Genomic DNA, 21,936 nt, shown 5'->3' on the forward strand with positions numbered 1-21,936 from the left:
ACCTAAATTTCAATTAAATTCAAGATATTTTGCATGGAAGCTGAAAGCTTCCGGAATGCATTACCACGGGTTACGCTTCGCTAAACCCGCGGCAACGTTGTTTGCCGGGGGATTACAACGGCAGCGTAAACCAAAACGTTGATCCCACACCTAATTCACTGTTAACTCCAATTGAGCCGCCGTGTCGTTTAATGATCTCTTTACAAATATAAAGCCCAAGACCCATACCGGAATATTGACCACCACCATAATCGGCCCGGTAATAGCGATCGAACAGGTGCGGGATCTTATCCTTTGGGATGCCCGGGCCGGTATCCTTAACCGAGACCATAACTGCATTACCCTTCTTCTCAATAATTAAATAGATGTTTTTTTCATCCGGTGCATATTTAACAGCATTGTTCACCAGGTTAACCACTACCTGCTCAACCCGGTCTTCGTCAGCATTTACCTCCAGCGTTTCATCACCCTGTATAATCAGCTCATATTTACCTATGGCCCTTACATGGCTGCAACAGTCCTTTAGCATATCCGCAATGGGAAATAAGTGTTTATTTAATCTTAACTGGCCCTCCTTCATGCTGTTAACGTTCAGCAGCTCATCAATTAAATGAGTAATTTTCACCATGCTCCTGTTAGCCTGGTCCAAAAACCGGGGCATCATTGGCGATGGATTATTTTTCATCCTATCCAGCAATTGCAGTGATGCCTTCAAGCTTGTAACTGGTGTTTTCAGCTCATGGCTGGCTATGCTTATGAATTCATCCTTCTTTCTTAATAGTTCTAATGTACTTTGCTCTAACTCTTTTTCAATTGAAACATCCAAAACGGTTCCGATAAATCGGGTAGCCTTTTTGTCATTGTCGAAATAAGCTTTACCCTTTGATTTTATCCAGCGTAGTTTGCTATCATTTTTCCCTACGGTACGGTACTCTACATTAAACTCGCCGTTGTTCTTCCCCTTTAGCGCCTTGTCTATGGCATCCTCAACAGACGGGCGGTCTTCAGGATGAATATGCTCTAAAAAAACAGCAAAGTCAACTATATCTTTGGGGCCAAGCCCAAATAGCTCCCTGTTTCTATTATCCCAGATAAGCTCCCGGGTTAGGGGATTAAAATCCCAGGCACCTATTCCTGCCGATTCAATTGCAAAATGCAGGCGTTCCTTACTTTCAGCCAGCAGGCGCTCTGCTTCGGCAAGGCCCTCTTCAACCCTCCGCTTATCCGTCATATCATGAATAGCCAGCAGGGTCAATTTTTCATTGGTGTACGTATTAAATTGCCGGGCAGTAAGCTGCATTATTCTGCGGCCGATGGTTTTAAAAACATGGTCTACTTCAAAAGCTTTAAAAAAGCCCTGTTCCGGCAATATAACTTCTAACTGGTGACGCAGTGCGGGGATGTCCCATTGCTTATTGCCCAGGTCATATACAAAATTACCTTCTGTATCCTCTTCATTCACCCTGAACATGTTATAAAACCCGTCGGTTGCCCGAAGTACGGTAAGGTCCCTATCCAAAATAACCAGGGGATCATGAATGGTGTTGAAGATCTCCTCGGTGTATTTCCGGGAATTGTTTAACTGATCATTCCTGTCAAGCAGTTCGTTATTTACAATCGTTATTTCCTCGTTAGTACTTTGCAGTTCTTCTGTTGATGTTTCCAGCTCCTCGTTCAGGCTGCGCAGTTCCTCGCTTCCGGATAGCAGTTCTTCATTGGCGCTTTGCAATTCCTCATTGGCAGCCTCCTGCATTTCAGTTATCGACCGCATATCCTCGCGGGTTTGGTTCAGCTCTTTTTCCAGTTGCTCAATCCGTTGTACCCAGGCATTAATATTTTCCTCCGGATGCGGGGACGATGATCCGTTTTCAGCTAAAAATGAGGTTCCCGAAAGAATGCTGTTTTGAAAAAGTATCAAATAGTAATCCTCCTCATTGTCTGAGAGCGGAACTACCTCTATATTAACATACTGTTGTCCCTGATCTACCCTAAAAGAGATTCCCTCCTTCCGTACTACGGTCTTTTTGGTTTTAGCCATGTGCAGCAGGTTCCGGATCTCGAACGAAAGGCCTTCACGGGCCATTTTCAGCACATGGAAGCTTGGTTTGCCTGGCGATACTGCGAGCCAGGCATCTGTTTTACCCCGAAACTGGATAATATCAAACGCCTGGTTAACCATAACACCCGCAGGGGTATATTTTGAAAGTAATAAGGCATCGGCAATTTTATTGATGTCCCTTTCTCCCCCATTGTCAAGGTTTACCTGGTCTATATCCTTTAATGTTTGCTCACTCCGTTCAGATGTTACATTCCTGAATTTTCCATGGGGCCCCTTTGACTGGTAGATCTTTTGAATTTTATCAACGGGCAAAAACAGATCGGTGCTTGACCCAATTGTTTCTGATTTACCCATCATTAAGTACCCTCTTTCGTTCAGTGCATAATGGAAGGTATTTAATGCTCTTTTTTGAAGTACCGGCTCCAGGTAGATCATTACATTCCGGCAGCTCACCAAATCTATTCTCGAAAAAGGAGGATCCTTTAATAAATTATGATGTGCGAAAACGCACATATCCCTTATTGATTTATTTACCTGGTAGCCACCATCCACCTTGTTAAGAAATTGCTGCACCTGGAACGAGGACAGACCATCCAACTCATTTTGGCGGTAAATACCCGTCCTTGCCTTTGAAATAGCCATTTCAGATACGTCCGTAGCAAAAATCTGGATCTTCCGGGTCGACATCTTATCCCCTAAAAACTCCTGTAGGCAAATAGCCATTGAGTAGGCTTCTTCGCCGGTAGCACAGCCTGCCACCCAGATCCGGAGCGGTTCAGATGGGTTTTTGTGCAATAAAAGCCCGGGGAATATTGAGTTGCATAACAATTCAAAGCTTTGTGGATCCCTGAAAAAATCAGTTACCGATATCAGCATATCATTATACAGGGCATCCTGTTCACTTTTATTTTCCCGCAAAAAAGTTAAATAGTCTTTGGGCTTCTCAAATTTATTAAGGGCCATGCGCCTAACCATACGCCGCTTAATAGTGCTTTGCTTATAGTTGGTAAAATCAACTCCACGCCTTATGCGCAATACGGTAAGCAATTGCCTGAAGATCTCTTCATCCTGCTCAGGCTCATTTTGTTTGATCTGCGATTTAGTGTAGTCTGCACGAAAAGGCTGATTAATAGAAATAAGCTTTTCAATGATCTGGTCTGCAGGCAAAATAAAATCAACAGCTCCCGATCTGATAGCGCTTTTAGGCATACTATCAAAAATGGCAGTATCTTCGCTTTGGGCAAACGTTAAGCCCCCGTACGATTTAATTACCTGTAAACCAAGCGTACCATCATTTAAAGCGCCCGATAATACCACACCAACGGCAAAGCTTTGATGAACAATGGCAAGCGACGAAAAAAAAACATCAATGGTTTTAACCTTTTTGTTCTTTATGGGGTCAAGTTTTAACACCCCGTCTGTAGCGGTAAGAATATTACCGGGCGGGATAACGTATACGTGATCGGGTTCTAAATGTATATTATCGGCTATCAGGCTAACCGGGATTTTGGTGGATTTTTGAAAAATTTCAGGCAGGTAACTATCATATTCCGGGTGCAGGTGCTGAACAAATACATAAGCCATGCCTGTTTTTTCAGGTATCGACTTCAAAAAAAGCTTAAATGCCTCTATGCCCCCTGCCGAGGCACCGATCCCAACCACAGGAAATTGCTTTTCTGAATTGACATTGTCGGGAAGGGTGGAACCGTGTAACGACATATTGGAAGATTTACAAATATAAGGGAGCAGATGGGATAAGATTAGCTATCTGAACAAGCTAAAGGTATACATTTAAAGTAGAAGACGAGTTATATGATTAAATGCATAGCCTACGTTAGGCACAACACTTTATTGCTCAAATTGTTTCAATATATCGGTTAATCATTTTTGTATCGATCATGTCGCGCGATTTATTGCCAGCTCACAAAAAAAACACCCCCTTACCGTTCCGGCAAGAGGGGTTTCCAACTTTACTTAAATTAACCAATCAACATTAAGTACCTTAATTTACCTGCCACCACAATGCTTTATATGGGCTGTCAACACCGCCGAACTCCTTAGCTACGGCAGCATCAACCTGTGCCTTTGAAGCATTGGTGAATGATGTTGTATAGGTGAAACGCCTGATGAAGCCACCAGCAGGGATCAAACCACCGCTGTTATTAACCTTAACCGGGTAAAGTTTAGGGTAGCCTGTTCTTCTAAACTCGGCCCATGCCTCGCAGCCTTCAGGGAAACCAGCGATCCATTTTTGAGTAATGATACGCTCCAGTTTTTTATCCGGGCTATCTGCGTCATTCCATTTAATGGTAATGCTTGATAATGGCGGCGCGTTATTAGCCGCGTTCTTTGGATCAACGTATGCAGCAGGAGTTGATGTAGCATCGGCAATATAAGCAGATGCGCTGCCTGCTGATGTTTCGTCAAATGAAGTCTGAATTCCCTTCTCATAAAAGCTTTGAACAGTACCGGCACCCATATTCCAGCCTCTTAACAGGCCTTCGGCGCGTAAAAAGTAACTTTCAGACTTGTTCATGATCACTATTGGTGTAGTAACCTGGTTAATCATTAACGAGAAATCTTCATAAGTACCTTTGTCGGCAATTGCAATACCCTGGCGAATCCCGATGATCTTTCCACCGGCAGCAGGATCTGCAGCAGGGGCAGCATACTTAGGTAAACGCGGATCGTTATAACCACCAAGTATTGAGCTTATAGGCGCTCCTAAACGGATATCACCCCATGCATTTGTAATAGTGTATAATGGATTTGCATCAGGCGGCACTACGCTGAATTGAGGAGTAGTAGCATCCAGCAAGCCATATTTATTTGACACAGCCGATTCAGCCTCGGTTTTTGCCTTGGCAGCATCAATAAGGCTGATACGGATTGCCAAACGTAATTTTAAGGTATTTGCAGCCTTGATCCAATTGGCATAGTCGCCGCCAAAACCGCTTTTGTCAACCTTTTTAAAACGTATCTGGTCGGCATCAGGGGTTACGTCCTCAACTTTTGAAAGTGCAGCTATTGCCAAATCAAGGTCATTAAAAAATGCATAATAGGCATCTTTAACCGAATCAAACGGAACATCAGTTGATTCACCGAATTTGCTGTATGGGATAGGACCGAAGGCATCGGCAGCTCTTGAAGCGGCCCAGGCCTTACAGATCAGCGCGATTCCGTACAGATCCGGATATTTGGTATCATATTTTAACAGCTTCCATTGCAGCCAGGTATTTAGCACGTTTCCCTGCGGGATGTCCCAGATGGTATTAACCCAACCGTCAACCAATGAATAGGTAACGTTATTCACGTTCCCGATAAACGGTGTAGGCGTCATTAAATATCCCCCATAAATGTCCTGTCCCAGGTTTTGCTGAAGCTGGTACAAATAATCTGTAGGGGATATAATATTAGTTATCATACCAGGTAATAACACGCTTGCCTCGTTACCGTCAATCGCCAGTGACGCACGCGGTATTAATTTCTGATCCTGGTTGAGCCCCGCCATATCCTTCCTGCATGATGATGCAAACGTAAGCACCATCATTAACGCCATCGCAAGCTTTCCGCTTGTTTTATTTCTAAATTTTTTCATGTTTTTATTAATTATTATAAACAATTAAAGTGTTGTCTTTAAACTAAACCCAAACGACCTTGTAGCAGGTAAACCGAATGAATCGATGCCCTGTACGTTGGTACCTGTTGAAATTGCCTGTTCAGGATCAAATGGTGCATCCTTATGGAAGAAGAACAGGTTACGGCCAATTACCGAAACGTTCAGGTTTTTAAATACGCCGCCAACTAACGGGAACGTGTAACCGAATGCAAGTTCTCTTAAACGGATGTTTGTTGCACTATAGCGGTATTCCTCAACTGCAGGATAGTTACCACCACCAGAGATGCGGCCGTAGTAGGCTTGTGCGTCAACCTTTTTACCGTTCACGTCAACACCGCCTGCATTTCTGGCATCAGCAGTTCTTTGCGACATACCCTTATAATCAAACCAGGCCTGGGTTAGCGAGTAAGCATCGCCGCCAAAACGGCTGTCGATCAGGAATGATAAATTAAATGCCTTATAATTGAAGTTGTTATTAAAACCTAAAAGGAATTTAGGGTTTGGATTGCCTACGTAAGTTTGGTCAACGTCAGACAAAACAGGTAGGCCCTGGTCATCCACCTTCACAGAACCATCAGCATTCTTTTCAATCACACGGCCATACAAATCGCCAAATGAACCATACTTGCCATTAACAGGCTTGGTAAGGAAAGAGGCAACAAGGCGTGAGTTGTCAGATGAAGATACAACATACCTGTCTGCAGTATAAAGCGGGCTCAATTGGCGAACCTGGTTTTTGTTATGAGAAAAATTTATTGACGGATTCCATTTCAAGTTTCCAAAATCTGCATGATAGCCGATGGTTCCCTCAAAGCCGAAGTTGCGGATCTCGCCACCATTCAGCACAAAGTTTTGAGCTCCTGAAGCGGTAGGGGCCTGGATGGTTATGATCTGGTCGTTTGAGCGTGCATCATAATAGGTCAGGTCGATATTCAATTTATTGAACAACGTTACCGTTGCACCAACTTCTGTTGATTTGGTACGTTCCGGCTTGATGATGGCCTGTGTGCTGCCACTGAAATATGGCAGGGTATTTCTTGGGTCTGTTGAACCTGTTGTATGGTTAATGCTGTATGGTGGGTCGGTATTGTTGATACCTTGACCCAGCGGCGCACCTACCTCTGCATATGATGCCCTGATCTTGGCGAAGGTTAATACATTCGAAGTTCCGATAGTGTTTGTTAGGATATATGACAAACCAACCGAAGGATAGAAGAATGCCTGCGGAGAGGTGTATGCCCATTCGTTACGCGCAGTAACGTCAAGGTATACGGTTTCCTTAAATCCAACAGTTGCCGTACCAAATGCTGCCTGGCTGATGCCTTTACTCTCACTTTCACCATAGTTAAAAGGGTGGGCAGAATCGAAATTGTTAATACTGAAAAAGTTAGGAAAAAGCATCCCGAAGCTATTACTGCTTGAAAAGCCTTCGCTGTAATCATAGGTACGGTCATCACTCAAACCCAAAGTACCCGACAGGGAAAAATCTTTGCTAACCTTGCCGCTTGCACTCAACAAAACGTCTGAATATAAATGCGTACCGAAGCCGGTATATACGCCGTAGGTGCCAGTGAAATTACCACCATCCCCAACGTCAATATTGTCGGTTCCTGCGGCATTTTTAACGGTATTTTTATAGTTATACTGATCTAAGGTGGTACGAACCTGGATATTTAACCAACTGGTAAAATCATATTTTGCTCTGAATGATGAAATACTGCGGGCAGTGAAATTTTCGTCCAGGTCCTTATATTGGATCCAGTAAGGGTTTTGGTTGGTACTTGCCTCATTCCGCTCATATGGCCAGTTCTGATCATACAATCCACGCACCGAGTTAAACGTTTCATACTTATTACCAACCTTTCCGTAATTGTTGAAATTATCATCAGTGGGGAATAAATATAAGCTGAATATCGGGCTCATATAAAAACCGGCACGCGGCGGGTTTTCCTGCTTCTGGTTGATATAATTCACAGATCCGTCGACTGTTAATTTACCCTTAAAGAATTTAGCCAACCCCTTTACTGTAAAATTGTGTTTGGTTAGCGAGTTGTTGGGCACAATACCTGTTGCCCTGGTATTGGCATACGAAGCGTAAAACGTGGCAATATCGCTACCGCCGCTTACTGTCACACCATTGATATAGCTTTTCCCCGTATTGAAGAAATCCTTAATGAAGGCATCGCTGCCGTTTGACACCTTAGCTCCCCACATATCATTTTGTGTTGCCACGGTACGCCCATATTGGGTTTGTGTTGTTGGCAAAGAGATGGGATTCTCAAATGAAGTTGAAGAATTGAAATCAATCCTCGTTTGGCCGGCCTTTCCTTTTTTAGTAGTAATTAAAATTGCACCGTTTGCCGCAGAGCTACCGTAAAGTGCAGCCGCAGCCGCACCTTTTAATATTTCGGTGCTTGCTATATCATCTGGGTTGATTTGAGAAAGCGGGTCAGGACTATCACCGCCGCCAAAGCCGGTCATTGACCCGCCTGATGCTTGGCCAATAGGGATCCCGTCAATTACATACAACGGCGCGCTGTTACCGCCAATTGATTTTTGACCACGGATCTCGACCCTTGTAGGGCTGCCCGGGCCACCGGTTCCCTTGGTAACTACCACACCTGCCGCCTTACCTGCCAATGAGTTGATAAAGTTGTCGTCCTTTACCTTGTTTAACTCATCGCCCGATACATTTTGCGTGGCGTAGGTAAGTGTCTTGGTTTTTTGCTCAATACCAAGCGCTGTTACCGTTACGGTTTCCAGAACGTGTTGGTCGTCCTTTAGGGTAATGTTAATTACCGTTTTTCCGCCAACCTTTACGGTTTGGCTTACATAGCCTATGTAGGAAAACACAAGCGAGGAATTTGCAGGCGCGCTGATGGAGAATGCTCCGTCGACACTGGTTGAGGTACCGTTGGTTGTTCCGGCTACCTTAACGTTTACCCCCGGCAGGGGCTGGTTGTGATCATCTGTCACAGTACCCTTTACAGTTACATTTTGTGCCGATGCATACATAAAGCAGCCAAGCAAAAACGCAACTAACGTGTAGAGTTTTTTCATAAAAAAGTTTTTTTTAAAGTGAGAAATAGGATGTTAGTTTGACCGAACTTACAATGAAATATTTGTGATTACATAGCTTTTCAGAGCTGGTAGTGGTAATGTAGGGGCGCAGACAATTCAGTTGATATGCAGGTTTTTATGTTTCAATTTGTTCAACTTTTGAATGGTTTTTGAACAGCCTATTACCTATTAAAACACCTGCACTACTTTGCCTCTACTTTTAGCGATAAAGGCTGTTAAAACCGAAAGTTTAATATATAATTGTCACAGGTGGCAAAGCCCCTGCGTCATATATAAAGTAAACCTTAAATGAAAAAACTTGCCGTACTAATTGCCTTCTATTTATTTATTGCAGGTAGTAAAAACCTGGTAGCGCAAACAGCGCAAAGGCCCCGGTTTAAAGCCATTGCTATTGCAGAAATCGGAGGTGGCCATGCCAAGTTTGATGTGGCCGCAAAAGTGTGGCTAACTAAGCTCGCTGCCGATAGTAATTTCACCATAGATTATATAAGCGACACTAAACAGATCAACAAGGATTTTTTGAAACAATATCAATTGTTTATCCAGTTGGATTATCCACCCTATCCATGGGAGAAGGACGCCCAGGATGCCTTTGAAGATTATATTGAAAACGGCCGGGGCGGTTGGGTAGGTTTTCACCACCCCACATTGCTGGGAGTATTTGATGGCTATCCTATGTGGCAATGGTATTCGGGTTTTATGGGCGGTATTGAATTTAAGCTGCACATTCCGGGCGGCACTGATGCAAAGCTTACCGTTGAAGACAGAACACATCCCGCAATGAAAGGGATTGCGCCAACATTTATTACAAAGGATGAATGGTATATATATAATAAGAGTCCCAGACCAAATGTACGCGTAATCGCCAGTATTGACGAGACGACGTACAATCCGGCAAAAGACGTTAAAATGGGCGATCACCCCGTAATATGGACCAACGAGCATGTTAAGGCAAAAAACATCTATATAGCCATGGGCCACTTCCCCGAGCTGTTTGATGACATCAACTTCACTACGCTGATACGCAATAGTATATTTTGGGCAGCGAAATAAGATTTGAGACGTGAGATATGAGAATTGAGATTGAAAAATCAAGATTGAAATATGAACCTTTTCCTAAGCCATGGACTATCGACCATGGACTATGGACTTCCCCTCCCTCTACATCACCACTACAACAATTTTCGAAATGCGCCTAAAAAGGCACAAATAAAGCTAGAATCGATATTTTACCAATATTGAACAACACTACAATGTAAAATCTTCATTAACTTTCGGTTCTAATTATTAACCGGGATGTTGATCAGGAAAAATATTTTATTGCTGCTCCTGCTTATTGCATTAAGCTGCCCGGCTATTGCTCAGCCCACCATCGGCATTCCTGCCATTAAAAATTACACCCATACCGATTACAATGCAGGCACAGAAATCTGGGGTATTAACCAGGGTAGAAACGGCATGCTTTATTTTGCTAATGACGAGGGTCTCTTATCATTCGATGGCAGTTACTGGAAAATTTACCAGATGCCAAATAAGGCGGCCATTAAGTCGGTTGCTATTGACGCAGCGGGCAGGATCTATTGCGGCGGACAGGATGAGGTGGGGTACTTCTTTCCTGATAATAACGGCATCTTAAAATTCCATTCGTTAAAAAACCTGCTTCCACAGAAGGCCAGGCAATTTGCGGATATCTGGGATGTTGCTGTTGTAAATAATGAAGTTTTCTTCCGCACCATCGAGTGTATTTTTGAATTAAAGGATAACGAACTAAAAACTTTTGATGCACCGGGCGGCTGGCGTTTATTGGCGAAGGCGGGCTCACAACTGTATGCTGAAGACAGGGATTCCGGGTTGATGTTTTTTAAGAACAACCAATGGCAGCATTGTTGTGGCACATTATCAACCACCGGCCTGCAGGTTACGGGCATCACTGATTATAAAAAGGATACGCTGCTGCTTACCACCCTAAAAAAAGGCTTGTTTTTACTCACCGCATCCTCCCTCACCCATAAGAGTGTATCCATCGATAATATTTTAAGCAAAGACCTGGTTACCTGCACAAAAAAAATCGCCGATGACAGGTACGCAATAGGCACTGCGGCAAACGGCGTTTTTATTATAGATGGAAACGGGAACCAGGTTGAACGCTTCTCCATTAACGAGGGCCTGCAAAATAATCACTTGCACGCCATCCTCACCGATCATGACAAAAACCTGTGGCTCGGCCTCGAAAACGGGCTGGGGTTTATAAATTACAATACTTCCGTTAAACATATTTATATCGATAAGGAAAACCAGGTAAAAAGCAACGCGGCCATCGTTTTCGACAAAAAGCTGTTCGTAGGCACAACAAATGGCTTATACAGCATTCCACTAAACGGGCAGCAAACAGACATCAGCAAAGGCAAAGGCGTTTTTACAGAGGTTGATAACACAAGAGGATTAGTCTATAATTTAAGCGACATACACGGCAACCTGGCCATAGCACAACAGGAAGGCGCCATGATACTTCGGGGCAATCGCGCAGAGCCAATAGCCACGGGACACGGTGCATGGATCTTCAAACCGATCCCCGGCACGCCTGATATTGTTATCAGTACGTACACAGGCTTACAGCTTTTGCAAAACACGGGCGGCAAGCTTACTGACGCAGGAAAAATTCCTGGTATTTATGAATCGCTGCCGGTTCTGGCACGTGATAACACCAATACCATATGGGCATCGCATCCGTACCGGGGAATTTACAGGATTCAGCTCTCTCCCGACAGGAAGAGAATAGTGATCTATACGCAATACACCGATAAAAATGGACTGCCATCGGTACTGAATAACCAGGTATATTTTTTAAGGAATAAAATTATCGCAGGTACCGAAAAGGGTGTTTATGAATATAGCGGTGCTAAAAATAAATTCGTGCGCTCGGCATATTTTAATCCAATCTTCGGGGATGCGCCTGTTCAGTATTTAACAGAAGATAAGTCCGGGAACATCTGGTTCATCAGTAACCAACGCGTTGGGGTTGTTGACTTCAGCAAGCCAACTTCCACAAAACCGTATAACGTTATTTATTTCCCCGAACTGTCCGGGCAAGTGGTAAAGGGTTCAGGGTTTATTTATCCTTACGATGCCGAAAATGTTTTTGTCGGGTCAACAAATGGCATTTATCATTTAAACTATCGCCAATACGTTGCCACTGAAAATAAGCTGAACGTTTTGCTAACCACCGTTAAAACAATTGCTGAAAAAGACAGCCTTATTTTCGGCGGGTATTTCATGAAGAATAATAAGGTTGCCAACGTCCAGTATCTCAATCAAACGCCAAAGCTTACCAATCACTGGAACTCGTTCCACTTTGAATATTCGTCAACCTTGTTCGCGCAAAAAGGTAATGAGGAATTCAGTTATAAGCTGATAGGCTTTGACAAGGAGTGGTCTAAATGGTCAGCAAAAACAGAAAAGGACTATACCAATTTGCCATATGGAACTTATACATTTTCAGTAACAACCCGCAACAACCTTGGTAACGCCTCGGCTCCGGTAAATTATACTTTTAAGGTAGAACCGGCATCGTACCAAACTCCCTGGGCTTATTTCTTTTATGCCCTGATCATTGCCGGGATAATTATCTGGGCGGCTAAGGCGCAGCACCGTAAGTTTGAGCTGCAACAAAAAATGCACGATGATGAACAGCGTCGACTGCAATACCTCCACAGCCTTGAGCTTGACAGGAGCGACAAAGAGATCATCGCCCTAAAAAATGAGAACCTTGAAACCGAGCTCAACTATAAAAATAAGGAACTGGCGACACTGACCATGCACCTGGTCGACAGAGGCCGTTTACTGCTTAACATCAAGGATGAATTAATGGTGCTCACCAAAAAACTAAACATCCCCGATCCGGCATACCAGTTCCGCAGTGTTTTCAGGATGCTGAGCGATACCGATAAAAAAGATGACGACTGGAACCATTTCGCCATGTATTTCGACCAGGTGCATAACAATTTCCTGAGCACCATGAAAACAAAGTTCCCCGGCCTCAGCTCAACAGATTTAAAGCTGTGCGCCTATTTACGGCTCAACCTCACATCCAAGGAAATAGCCCAGCTGCTCAATATCTCGCTTAAAGGCGTCGAGATCAGCAGGTACCGGGTGCGCAAAAAATTAGGCCTTTCTACAGAAGTGCATCTGTATGATTTTTTGATTGAGATAACAAATTAAAAATATAACAACTCAAAACGTCGTCATTGCGAGGAACGAAGCAAACTCTGCACAGGACAAGCAACGAACCTTTATGATTTCCGCAGACCTCACAGCCGCTGTTTGGTAAACACATAGCTTTTTACTCCGATACCTGCATAGTTTAGAGATTGCTTCGAAGCCGGGTGCGAGCAACCAGCCTCGCAATGACGATCTTGTTGTTAGTTGCTACTACTCATGCTCAATATCAGATCCCTCCTGCTTTAGCTGCACATCTTTAAACTGCTTTTTTATAAAATCAGGATTGGTATTGTTGATGGTTGGATTGCTTGAAAAGAACCCGAATGGCATTAGCGAAAAGCCCATGTGATGTACAGACATGATCGGCCATTCCTCCGGCCTTACAATGTGCGTTATCCCTGCCACATACCAAACCACGATATCATTATTATCGATGGCGCGGTTCTTTGCCGTCCACTCCGACAGGCCGTCATAAACTTTATTACTTGCCGGATACCTGCCGGCGGGATATTCTTCATTTTCGGCATATTGTGTGACCCAAAACTGGTGGTTTAAAAACCCAGCCTTCTTTCGCAGCAATGAACCTTCTGGAACAAATGTTTTGGCCTGTGCACCGGGCATTAGCATATAGCCAACATGCTGGCCGTAATCATTCATCTCCATATTGTTGTAAATGTGCCAGTTGCGGGCGCTCAGGTAATCCACATCGCGCTGTGCTTCCAACTCGGTTTTAAACTGAGTACCATCAACATAAAAGGCGTTACCATAAGGATTATCCTTACCCGGTGGCACCAGCTTGGAGTTCATTTCCATAACGCTGTTATGCTTTGCGCCGTCGATATCCAGGTCCATCCTGAACACAAAAAAGTGCTGGTGATTGATAGCCTCTACATGTTTATGAACTAACGTGCCGAATGAATGCCCGTTATAGGATAGGTCGTCTTTATCCGGCTTATCCATTTCGTTGACGCGGTGAACGCCCTTTACCTCAACTATACCGGTAAGCTCCACGTCGACATCAATGGTGCCATCTTCCTTAAAGCGCCAGGTGAAGGCATAATCATAATTCTCTATCATGGTGTAGTATTTTATGGCGAGGTTGGTCGCCCTGCGCGATACGGTGCTATGGCGCCAAAGCGTACCGCCATACTCCTCGAAAATGGCCACTGCCCTGTCAATCTGGAAGGGTGTTCCGTTTTCCCGGTGTAAAATTGCTGGCGTGTATTCTGCATTTTCAGGAGCGTCCGCACCCGGACTCATAGATTGCGCAACACCCTGGCCAAGGCGATATTCTCCCGCATCAAAAAAATTATAGGATGCCTGGAACAGGTCGGGCGATCCATAAGGCACCACCATTTCGGGCATCGAGCCGCGATACATGATGGAGCGCTCTTTGCCTTTATCATTATATTTTACATCATAGATCACCAGCCCCTCGCGGTTATCCACGCCGTAACGCAACTTCCAGTTTTGCCAGGTAATTTCATGGCCTTTTATATCGAACGTATGTCCATCGGGCTGAGTGATGATGAGCGCCTTTGTGCTCTTATTAAGCTCCCGTACAGAATCTTTCTTAAAATAATTTAAGTCGACCGCGGCGCTGAAGCTATTGCCTTCATCGACTATTTTTAGAATTTTACCTGTAGTGAAGTCTGTATAGGCCATCAATCCCTCAATGTCCACGTTGTTCTTTTTGCGCCGGGCAATAACCAATTGCTCGCGGTGGCCGATGGGGGCGATACCTATATCGCCGGTAAAAATGCTTCTATGCTTGACAGAGTCAATAGAAATGCCGCGTTTTTTTAGTGCTGCTACCCAACCGGCATCCTTCTTTACAATGGCATTGGCAACCGAATCCGCTTCCAATCCCATCCCTATTACATTGGGAATGTTTTTTACAGAGATAACCTTGCCGGCGTTCAAATCAATAACAGCTTCGGTTACACCATTTTTTGCATAATCATAAAAACTGGTAAATGCTTCCCGCCTGAAAGGTTTGCCCGGTTTATAAGCCAATACCTCGGCTTTAGGCGGCTCCTTCAGGTTGATGATGTTAAAAATATCCTTGCCGGTGGTAGTTTTGCTGTCCTTTAAAATCTGGACAACCTTCTTCATTTCGGTTGCCGTTAATGGGTCGAGTGGATAAGTTGGACTGTCGTCATCAACTTTTTGTGTACAGGATTGTCCCGCCAACAGCGCCAGCAGTAAAAGGGTGTAAAGTAAACATGTTTTTGTCATTGCTATTTTGTTTAAAGAGTGATCTTAACAAGTTTCTTCTCAAACTTTAGGATAACCGGCTCTTAAACATTGCATTAACAAACAATCTAATTATACAACATTGTCATTGCGAGGAGGAACGACGAAGCAACCTCGTCGCACACAGGGCGAATATGCACGGCGACGAGGTTGCCGCGCTATCGTTCGCAATGACAAGTATTTGTTATTAGTATTATTCCTTCCCGCCTAGCCACATAATGGCATCTTCAAACATCATATTCTGCGTGTCAGATTCAAAATTCTTATCACCATGCCCCATATTCATATACAGCATTTTGTATTTGGTGTTAATCCACACAACGGGGATATCCCCGCTGGTAATGATATCCTTTTTGCCCAGCGGATAGTTTTCTGGCGATAACGTAACCAGCACCTTAACGTCCTTGTTATCCCGCGGATTGGGTTTCCAGCCATACCATTCGCATATCGGTGCTATGTAGGTTTTGGGCATGCGTTTGGTTACCGGGTGCGTGTTATCATCCACTATCATTTTGGCTGGCAGCGGCGGCCAGTTGTTGTTGTAAAATGTGGCCCCTAAAAAATTTACGAACCAGGTCCATTTGGTGTACCTGTCGTTATATCCGGATACATGGAAACCCAGCCACGCCCCGCCATTCGTCATAAACTTTTCGAAGGCATCACGTTGTTGGTTGTTGTGCGGAAACTCATTCAGCCACACCACCACCTGGTAGCTTTTTAATTTTTCATCATTCAGGTCATCCCAATGCGAGGTAGTGTCAAAGCCAAAACCCTTTTTCGCAGCAAACTTTCCGTAAAACTTCATGGCCTGCATTGCAAAATCCACATGGTCCGATTCCACATTGGTGGAGTAAAGCGCCAGCACCCGGAACTTTGGTGCCTGGGCAAACGATATGGTTTGCAGTGTTAAGATTAGTGCGAAGCTTAAGACCGCCTTTAGTAAATTTCTTTTCATTGGTTATGGTTTTATTTGCTCATTGCCGCCTGCAGCGATGCCATCATCTCATTCAAATCCTTACTCATCCCCTCAAATAAAGGCTTGTCCTCCGGGCTCCATGGTTTGCCCTGCCGGTAATCCCACCAGCGGTATTCTATTTTTGAATACTCGTTGGAGATACCAGGTTCTATTGGTTTTTCATAAAAATCGTGCAACTTAAGCTCATAAGTGGCGTTGTGTACCACGATATTCACAGTAAACTTCAGCCAGTAATAGTGCCCGGCTTCGCTGGTGATGATCTTGAATACGCCTGTCCCGGCAACCTCGCCCTTCTTACTATCGGTAACGTCAATGCTTTTATCAGGGTATTGAAAGGCCCCTTTAAGCCAATTGGCGGCACGGTTAAACAGCTCATCTTTTTTAAGCGATACGTTAAGTGAGTAAGCATTATCAAAATAGATCTTTCCATTCTGCATCTGCATTACCACCATTTTTGTATCGCTTTGCGCGATACAAAAACAAGGCAGCAGGCTTAGGGCTATAATTATTTTCTTTATCATGATCTCTTTTTAAGCTTTCAGACTTTACTGGCTTCCCGGACCTTCGGACTTCCTCCCTACCTCTTCCCTGCTGCCCAAAAAATGGCGTTACTGAACAAGGTCGTATAATCCTTACTTTCAAAAAGGACAGGTGAGTGTCCCATAAAAATGTAAATATTGCGTGCTTTGTAGTTAGGGTTTGTCCATACAACCGGGTGATCGCCCATTTTAATATCAGAGTTCGGCACGTAGGTTGATTCATCCACGGAAGCCAGCACATGTACGTTATCGCGCATGCTTTTTTCGTACGTATAAAACTCTTCCTTCTCTACCATGAAAGATGGCGACACCCCTTTCATAACCGGGCTCGCTTTATCTTCCACGTTTACTGTAGCTTTTACAAACGTCGCTATGTAATTTTTATAGCGGGTATTGCCCATAAATTTGCTGAACCAGTCCCACATCGGGTAGCCATCAAACTCGCCCAGCAAAGTAGCATGGTGAAAGCCGATCCAGCCGCCTTTGCCTTGCTCTATGTAGTTTTGAAAAGCGGCAACTGCTTTTGGCTTCCATCCGTACGGTGCGTAATCCAATTGGATGAAGAGTTGGTAGTTTGCTAAAAAAGCATCGTCAATCTTATCCGTATTCTGGATGTAGTCGATGGTGAAGTTGCTGTCGGCAGCCAGCTTATCCAGCCAGATCTTCGCCCGTTTTGAGTATTCAATATGGTGCCCGCCATTTTCATAAAGAGCTATCACTTTAAAGCGGGGTGCTTTTTGTGCCAACGCGCTTACCATACTCAATAAGCACAATCCAACTATTAGGGTTATTCTTTTCATTTCTCTTTTTTTAGGTCGATTTTATTTCGACGCCGCCCACAAAATGGCGTCCCGCATAAGTATTACGTAGTTTGGATTTACCAATGAGGTTGGTGAATGGCCGATACAGATATAGATCATTCGGCGAAAATTTTCATTGGTCCATATCATGGGATGATCGCCCATTGGTTTATTTTGTTTGTAGGTCGATTCATCAACTGTCGCTAAAACCCGCACATTACCCCGCGGACTTTTATTCCACTCGTACCATTCGTCTGCCAGCCAGAATTTTGCAGGGAGGTTTTTTGTACCCGGATGATCATGGTCTTCTACTACTACCATCCCATCCTGGAATGCCGGGTGCGGCGAGTATGTTACGTTACCCATCAACCCCTCAAACCATTGCCAGTAAGCGGCCTTTGAATTCGGCCCTAAAAATTCCTTGCCGGTTAGTCCGGCGGCGTGAACGCCAACCCAACCCTTGCCCTGTTCTACAAATTTTTGCAAAGCCGCCTGCTGGCTTGCCGACATATCAAACGGTGCCAAATGAAACATCACGAATACCTGGTATTTGGCTAAATTGGCATCATTGATCTTGCTGGTATCATCTGTAAAATCAACAGCGAAGTGGTTTTCTTTACCAAGTTTTTCAAAAAACTCCTTCCCCGCCGAAATACTTTTCCAGTGGTCTTTGGCTTGGGAGGCTAAAACTAATACCTTGAATTTAATAGCCTGGGCATTCGCATTTAAGCTAAAAAATGCAAGGATAATTAAAGCTGATGCCGAAGTCCTTCTCAATGATTTGATCATTTTATTTTTGCTGATTAGTATAAGTTCATTCGTTATTCACTTTCCAATCGTCAACACCCGCCCATCACGATTATCTGCTCCGTAGGAGCTACCTCTTTGTAGAAATATAACCGCCCCCGTCTTGTGCCTCGTAGAGGCTGCCCTTTTACACCTTGGATCGTCGCCATGCACCTTAAGGGTTGCACCTACGGAGCAATATTCTATTGTTTAAAAATGCTACAAAGAGGTAGCTCCTACGGAGCACCCAATTTGCAAACGATATAAACCGCTTCAAACCACCTCACGGTTTCGCAACTGGCTCTTTATAAATCCTGCCCATCATCGGGTCATCAAAAATTATTTTTCTTAGTTCTTCGGCGTCTATGGCTCCCTGGTGCGAGTAAACAATTTTACCATCAGGATCAACCAAAAGCGTATACGGCAACGCACCATCCCATTTGGGATCAACCGCCTCTATCATCTTATATTTATCATCACCGGTATAGATATAATTTAACCCCGACGCCTGTTTACGCTGCAAAAACTTCAATGCCTTATCCTTATTCACCGGGTCATCGGCACTGATGCTCACGAACTCCAGGCCGCGATCGCGGTAGGTGTGATTAAGGGTAACCAGGTCGCTAAACTCCGCAACGCACGGCCCGCACCAGGTGGCCCACAGATTGATCAGTCTTAATTTATCGGTATGGTTTTTTATTACTTCCTTTATGCCGTTGGCGCTTAGCGTGCCCAGCTTAACAGGCTCCTTTGCCCACTCAGTTTGCGCTTTTTCCAGCCACACACTTTTTTCCGCCCACTTTATGGAACAGCCAAATGTTTTGGTAACCGGCACGGCAATTTCCTTACCCGTTAAAACAGCGTCAATAGCATTCCTAGCATCCAGTGAGTGCGGTGTTTTTGCAGGATTTTCCATATCATCAATGCGGCCATTGTAGCGTAACTTCCTGTCCTTATCAAACACAAAAATGTGCGGCGTTGCAACCGGGCCGTATTTGTTGGATGTTACTTCCGTTTCGCCATCATATAGGTAAGGGAAATTAAACTTCATGTTTTTGGCGCGGGTCTTCATATCCGCGAACGAGTCGCTAAGATCGCTGTAACCCAATTCATCTAACCGTAGTCCTGCCGGATTATTGGGGTTAATGGCAACAATGCTAACACCTTTTGATGCATAGTCGCTGGTCATTTTTATAACCCTGTCTTCATATGCTTGCGAAGTCGGGCAATGATTACACATAAAAACGATCACCAGCACCTTTGCATTTTTAAACGATTGCAGGGTGTAGGTTTTACCATCTATTCCGGGCAGACTAAAATCGGGGGCAGTATCACCAATCGCCAACATTTTGTGCTTGTCTTGTGAAAAAACAAGATTGCAAAGCAAAAACAGGAAAATTAAACTTACTATATTCTTTTTCATTGGTTTAATGTTAGTCGTTTATTGAAACCGCCAGTAAGTACCAGGCCGTGTGCGGCAGCCATTGCTCGGCCCAGCGCCAGTCGGAATCTCTGCCAGACACCGCGTAAGGAATATTATAATCTATATCATCCTCGTTATCAAACCCCGAGGTAATGCCGTTTACAATTCCGCCTGGCGCATTGGTATATTCAAACGTGCCGAAAAAACCATATGCCGGATTGTTATGTCCTGTTCCCTGCAACATGCAGCTGTCGAACGGATTTAAACCGAGGATCCAGTTTAATTGATCCAACGCAAAGCCATCCAACTGGTCATGAAAGGGCTTGTCGTCTTTAAATATATTGGCGGCCATTCTTGCGGCAGCGGCCACCGAACCAAGCCTTGCATTTTCGCCCTGCCACCATGGGGAAGCGTCGCTGCCATGCGGAAAGAAGAATGTGCTGCGGCGATTGCCCAAAGTATCCTGCACTAACTGGCGACTGTATCCAAATGGATTATTTACCTCTTTGGTTATGGCAAACTCAAATTCCATCGATTCCTTAGTGGTCTTTTTAATAGCCGCCTGCTCATCAGCAGTAGCGTATGGATAATAATACAACAGGCTTACCAAAGGCAAACCTGCATCTGATGGATGAAAGAAAGGCCTGTCTTTGTCATCAACCCTGAAATAATTTTTATAGTTTTTCCATCTGGTTAATCTTGCCATGATACTGGCGGCTCTTTTGGCGGCTGCGGCTTTGTATACATCTTTTTTGGTTACTTTATAAAGCTCGGTAGCTGCATTCAGGGCGCAATAATCGTCCAGCATGTTTTCCTTGTGGTCGTAATCCATTTTCTCGTTGTCCTTTTCTAAAAAAGCAAAAGCATTTTCTGCTGCCTTTAGATAATCGGCATTGCTGAACTCGCCGCTTACGGGGTAAGCGGACGCCATTGCCAAAGCAGCGATCGCCATTCCGCTACCTGAGCGGTAGCTCGACTGGTAAAGCCGCCAGTCTTTTTCGGTAGTGGATTTATTGATGGTCTGATCCTTTGTTTTCTTTATCCGGTAGCTCCCCTCTTCGGCAGGGATCATCCTATCCTTAGGCAATTTACCCGGACCGGGAGCGCCCACCGAACGATAGAACGAACCGCCCTTAGCCTGCATCCTTACTAAATAATCAGCGCCATACATTGCCTCATCCAAAATCCTGCGATTAAACTGGCGGAAATCGGTTCCGGGCCTTGCATTTAAAAGCTCGTATGTTTTAAACAGGCTCCAGTCGGTCAGCGAAATTTGCTGCGGGTTAAAGTAATTGGAAAATGAAAGGTGAGAAAGGTGTTTGCCATAATCGCCGGTTGCATCGTACCAGCCGCCATGCGCGTCGATGGTATCAGTTGTTTTTCCCGATAACAGTAAATGATGATCGGCCTTGTCCAGCAAACCAGAGCTGCGCTGGCCTTTAAAATAATACACCACATCGGATATGGTAGCCTTCTCCAAAACGTTTTTATCGATGACAAAAGGATAGGAAGTTATAGGGCCTTTTGGCGATGCTATTTGAAGTCTGTAAGTGCCGGGCGTGGTAAAGCTGCTAAAATCAATGGTCCAGAATTGGAAATTTTTCCATTTGCTAACCGGACCGCTAAATATAGGTTTACCGCTAAGTACACTTGCACCTGTAGCAGCATCAATTAAGTTAAATGAATTGATGTCCAGTTTGCTTTCCTCAACAATCACCGCATGCTTGGCTTTGCTCTCCTCGTAGCCCACATGATTGGTAACTATTTTAACCGATTGCGCATGCAGAAAAAACGGCGTGCATAATAATATATAAAGAAGCCGTTTTTTCAAGTTTGATAAAACCATAAATATTATTTTAGATGAAAGCGTTTATATGATAGACAGATGTTGGCTGCATCCCGATGTCCAAAGCTAATGTATTACATTTTCTGCAAGGATTTTTAAGGCACTACATTAGCACTACGGTTGGGAAATAGTTGTAAAAACTATGCAGAGCGCTAAATCCTTTGTCATTCTGAGCGACAGCGAAGGATCTTCTCAGGGGTATGAACGCAGGACAAGTATGGCGAAGACTTATCAGTCAATAAAGATTTTTCGCTAAAGCTCAAGAGACAGTTCTTCGCTGTCGCTCAGAATGACAAAGTCTTACCCTGATTTTATACTAAAATCTATAGTAGT

12 protein-coding genes are annotated in these 21,936 nt (G+C 44.2%); 2 read left to right on the forward strand and 10 right to left on the reverse strand.

Going from position 1 to position 21,936, the window contains the following annotated elements:
• Positions 1 to 112: 112 nt before the first annotated feature.
• The 3 genes from KXD93_RS14790 to KXD93_RS14800 form a co-directional block, all read right to left on the reverse strand.
• Positions 113 to 3,778 (reverse strand): CheR family methyltransferase, encoded by a 3,666-nt coding sequence (locus KXD93_RS14790; RefSeq protein WP_258137934.1) that lies wholly within the window; start codon positions 3,776 to 3,778, stop codon positions 113 to 115.
• Between the two features lie 283 nt (positions 3,779 to 4,061).
• Positions 4,062 to 5,657: a SusD/RagB family nutrient-binding outer membrane lipoprotein gene (locus tag KXD93_RS14795; RefSeq protein WP_258137935.1), complete on the reverse strand. Its 1,596-nt coding sequence runs from the start codon at positions 5,655 to 5,657 to the stop codon at positions 4,062 to 4,064.
• A gap of 24 nt (positions 5,658 to 5,681) precedes the next feature.
• Positions 5,682 to 8,738: a SusC/RagA family TonB-linked outer membrane protein gene (locus KXD93_RS14800; protein ID WP_258137936.1), complete on the reverse strand. Its 3,057-nt coding sequence runs from the start codon at positions 8,736 to 8,738 to the stop codon at positions 5,682 to 5,684.
• A gap of 309 nt (positions 8,739 to 9,047) precedes the next feature.
• Between KXD93_RS14800 and KXD93_RS14805 the strand changes: the two genes are divergently transcribed.
• Both KXD93_RS14805 and KXD93_RS14810 read left to right on the forward strand, forming a co-directional pair.
• Positions 9,048 to 9,812, forward strand: a complete 765-nt coding sequence (locus tag KXD93_RS14805) for a ThuA domain-containing protein (RefSeq protein ID WP_258137937.1) — start codon at positions 9,048 to 9,050, stop codon at positions 9,810 to 9,812.
• A 243-nt stretch (positions 9,813 to 10,055) separates the two neighbouring features.
• A complete protein-coding gene (locus KXD93_RS14810; protein WP_258137939.1) occupies positions 10,056 to 12,977 on the forward strand; it encodes a triple tyrosine motif-containing protein in 2,922 nt (973 codons plus the stop codon).
• A gap of 210 nt (positions 12,978 to 13,187) precedes the next feature.
• Here KXD93_RS14810 and KXD93_RS14815 read toward each other — a convergent pair whose 3' ends face one another.
• From KXD93_RS14815 to KXD93_RS14845, 7 genes are all read right to left on the reverse strand, one after another.
• Complete coding sequence (locus tag KXD93_RS14815; protein ID WP_258137941.1) at positions 13,188 to 15,215, reverse strand: copper amine oxidase; 2,028 nt, start codon at positions 15,213 to 15,215, stop codon at positions 13,188 to 13,190.
• A gap of 211 nt (positions 15,216 to 15,426) precedes the next feature.
• Positions 15,427 to 16,188: a ThuA domain-containing protein gene (locus KXD93_RS14820; protein WP_258137942.1), complete on the reverse strand. Its 762-nt coding sequence runs from the start codon at positions 16,186 to 16,188 to the stop codon at positions 15,427 to 15,429.
• Between the two features lie 11 nt (positions 16,189 to 16,199).
• Positions 16,200 to 16,730, reverse strand: a complete 531-nt coding sequence (locus tag KXD93_RS14825; RefSeq protein ID WP_258137944.1) for a DUF4468 domain-containing protein — start codon at positions 16,728 to 16,730, stop codon at positions 16,200 to 16,202.
• Positions 16,731 to 16,786: 56 nt separating this feature from the next.
• On the reverse strand, positions 16,787 to 17,548 hold the full coding sequence (locus tag KXD93_RS14830; RefSeq protein WP_258137945.1) for a ThuA domain-containing protein: 762 nt from the start codon (positions 17,546 to 17,548) through the stop codon (positions 16,787 to 16,789).
• 21 nt (positions 17,549 to 17,569) lie between these two features.
• Complete coding sequence (locus KXD93_RS14835) at positions 17,570 to 18,337, reverse strand: ThuA domain-containing protein (RefSeq protein WP_258137946.1); 768 nt, start codon at positions 18,335 to 18,337, stop codon at positions 17,570 to 17,572.
• Positions 18,338 to 18,617: 280 nt separating this feature from the next.
• The gene (locus KXD93_RS14840; protein ID WP_258137948.1) at positions 18,618 to 19,757 is read right to left on the reverse strand and encodes a redoxin domain-containing protein; all 1,140 of its coding nucleotides are present in this window, start codon (positions 19,755 to 19,757) and stop codon (positions 18,618 to 18,620) included.
• 10 nt (positions 19,758 to 19,767) lie between these two features.
• Positions 19,768 to 21,603 carry a glycoside hydrolase family 9 protein gene (locus tag KXD93_RS14845; RefSeq protein WP_258137949.1) on the reverse strand — a complete coding sequence of 612 codons (1,836 nt, stop codon included), beginning with the start codon at positions 21,601 to 21,603 and terminating at the stop codon, positions 19,768 to 19,770.
• Between the last annotated feature and the right edge of the window lie 333 nt (positions 21,604 to 21,936).

Origin of the sequence: Mucilaginibacter phenanthrenivorans, from assembly GCF_024721155.1 — a bacterium.
Taxonomy (GTDB): domain Bacteria; phylum Bacteroidota; class Bacteroidia; order Sphingobacteriales; family Sphingobacteriaceae; genus Mucilaginibacter; species Mucilaginibacter phenanthrenivorans.

What these genes read in the sequence shown, in the direction of transcription:
- KXD93_RS14830 (WP_258137945.1), bottom strand. Translation starts at nt 17,548, where the DNA reads ATGAAAAGAATAACCCTAATAGTTGGATTGTGCTTATTGAGTATGGTA.
- KXD93_RS14820 (WP_258137942.1), bottom strand. Translation starts at nt 16,188, where the DNA reads ATGAAAAGAAATTTACTAAAGGCGGTCTTAAGCTTCGCACTAATCTTA.
- KXD93_RS14790 (WP_258137934.1), bottom strand. Translation starts at nt 3,778, where the DNA reads ATGTCGTTACACGGTTCCACCCTTCCCGACAATGTCAATTCAGAAAAG.
- KXD93_RS14815 (WP_258137941.1), bottom strand. Translation starts at nt 15,215, where the DNA reads ATGACAAAAACATGTTTACTTTACACCCTTTTACTGCTGGCGCTGTTG.
- KXD93_RS14800 (WP_258137936.1), bottom strand. Translation starts at nt 8,738, where the DNA reads ATGAAAAAACTCTACACGTTAGTTGCGTTTTTGCTTGGCTGCTTTATG.
- KXD93_RS14835 (WP_258137946.1), bottom strand. Translation starts at nt 18,337, where the DNA reads ATGATCAAATCATTGAGAAGGACTTCGGCATCAGCTTTAATTATCCTT.
- KXD93_RS14825 (WP_258137944.1), bottom strand. Translation starts at nt 16,730, where the DNA reads ATGATAAAGAAAATAATTATAGCCCTAAGCCTGCTGCCTTGTTTTTGT.
- KXD93_RS14840 (WP_258137948.1), bottom strand. Translation starts at nt 19,757, where the DNA reads ATGAAAAAGAATATAGTAAGTTTAATTTTCCTGTTTTTGCTTTGCAAT.
- KXD93_RS14795 (WP_258137935.1), bottom strand. Translation starts at nt 5,657, where the DNA reads ATGAAAAAATTTAGAAATAAAACAAGCGGAAAGCTTGCGATGGCGTTA.
- KXD93_RS14810 (WP_258137939.1), top strand. Translation starts at nt 10,056, where the DNA reads ATGTTGATCAGGAAAAATATTTTATTGCTGCTCCTGCTTATTGCATTA.
- KXD93_RS14845 (WP_258137949.1), bottom strand. Translation starts at nt 21,603, where the DNA reads ATGGTTTTATCAAACTTGAAAAAACGGCTTCTTTATATATTATTATGC.
- KXD93_RS14805 (WP_258137937.1), top strand. Translation starts at nt 9,048, where the DNA reads ATGAAAAAACTTGCCGTACTAATTGCCTTCTATTTATTTATTGCAGGT.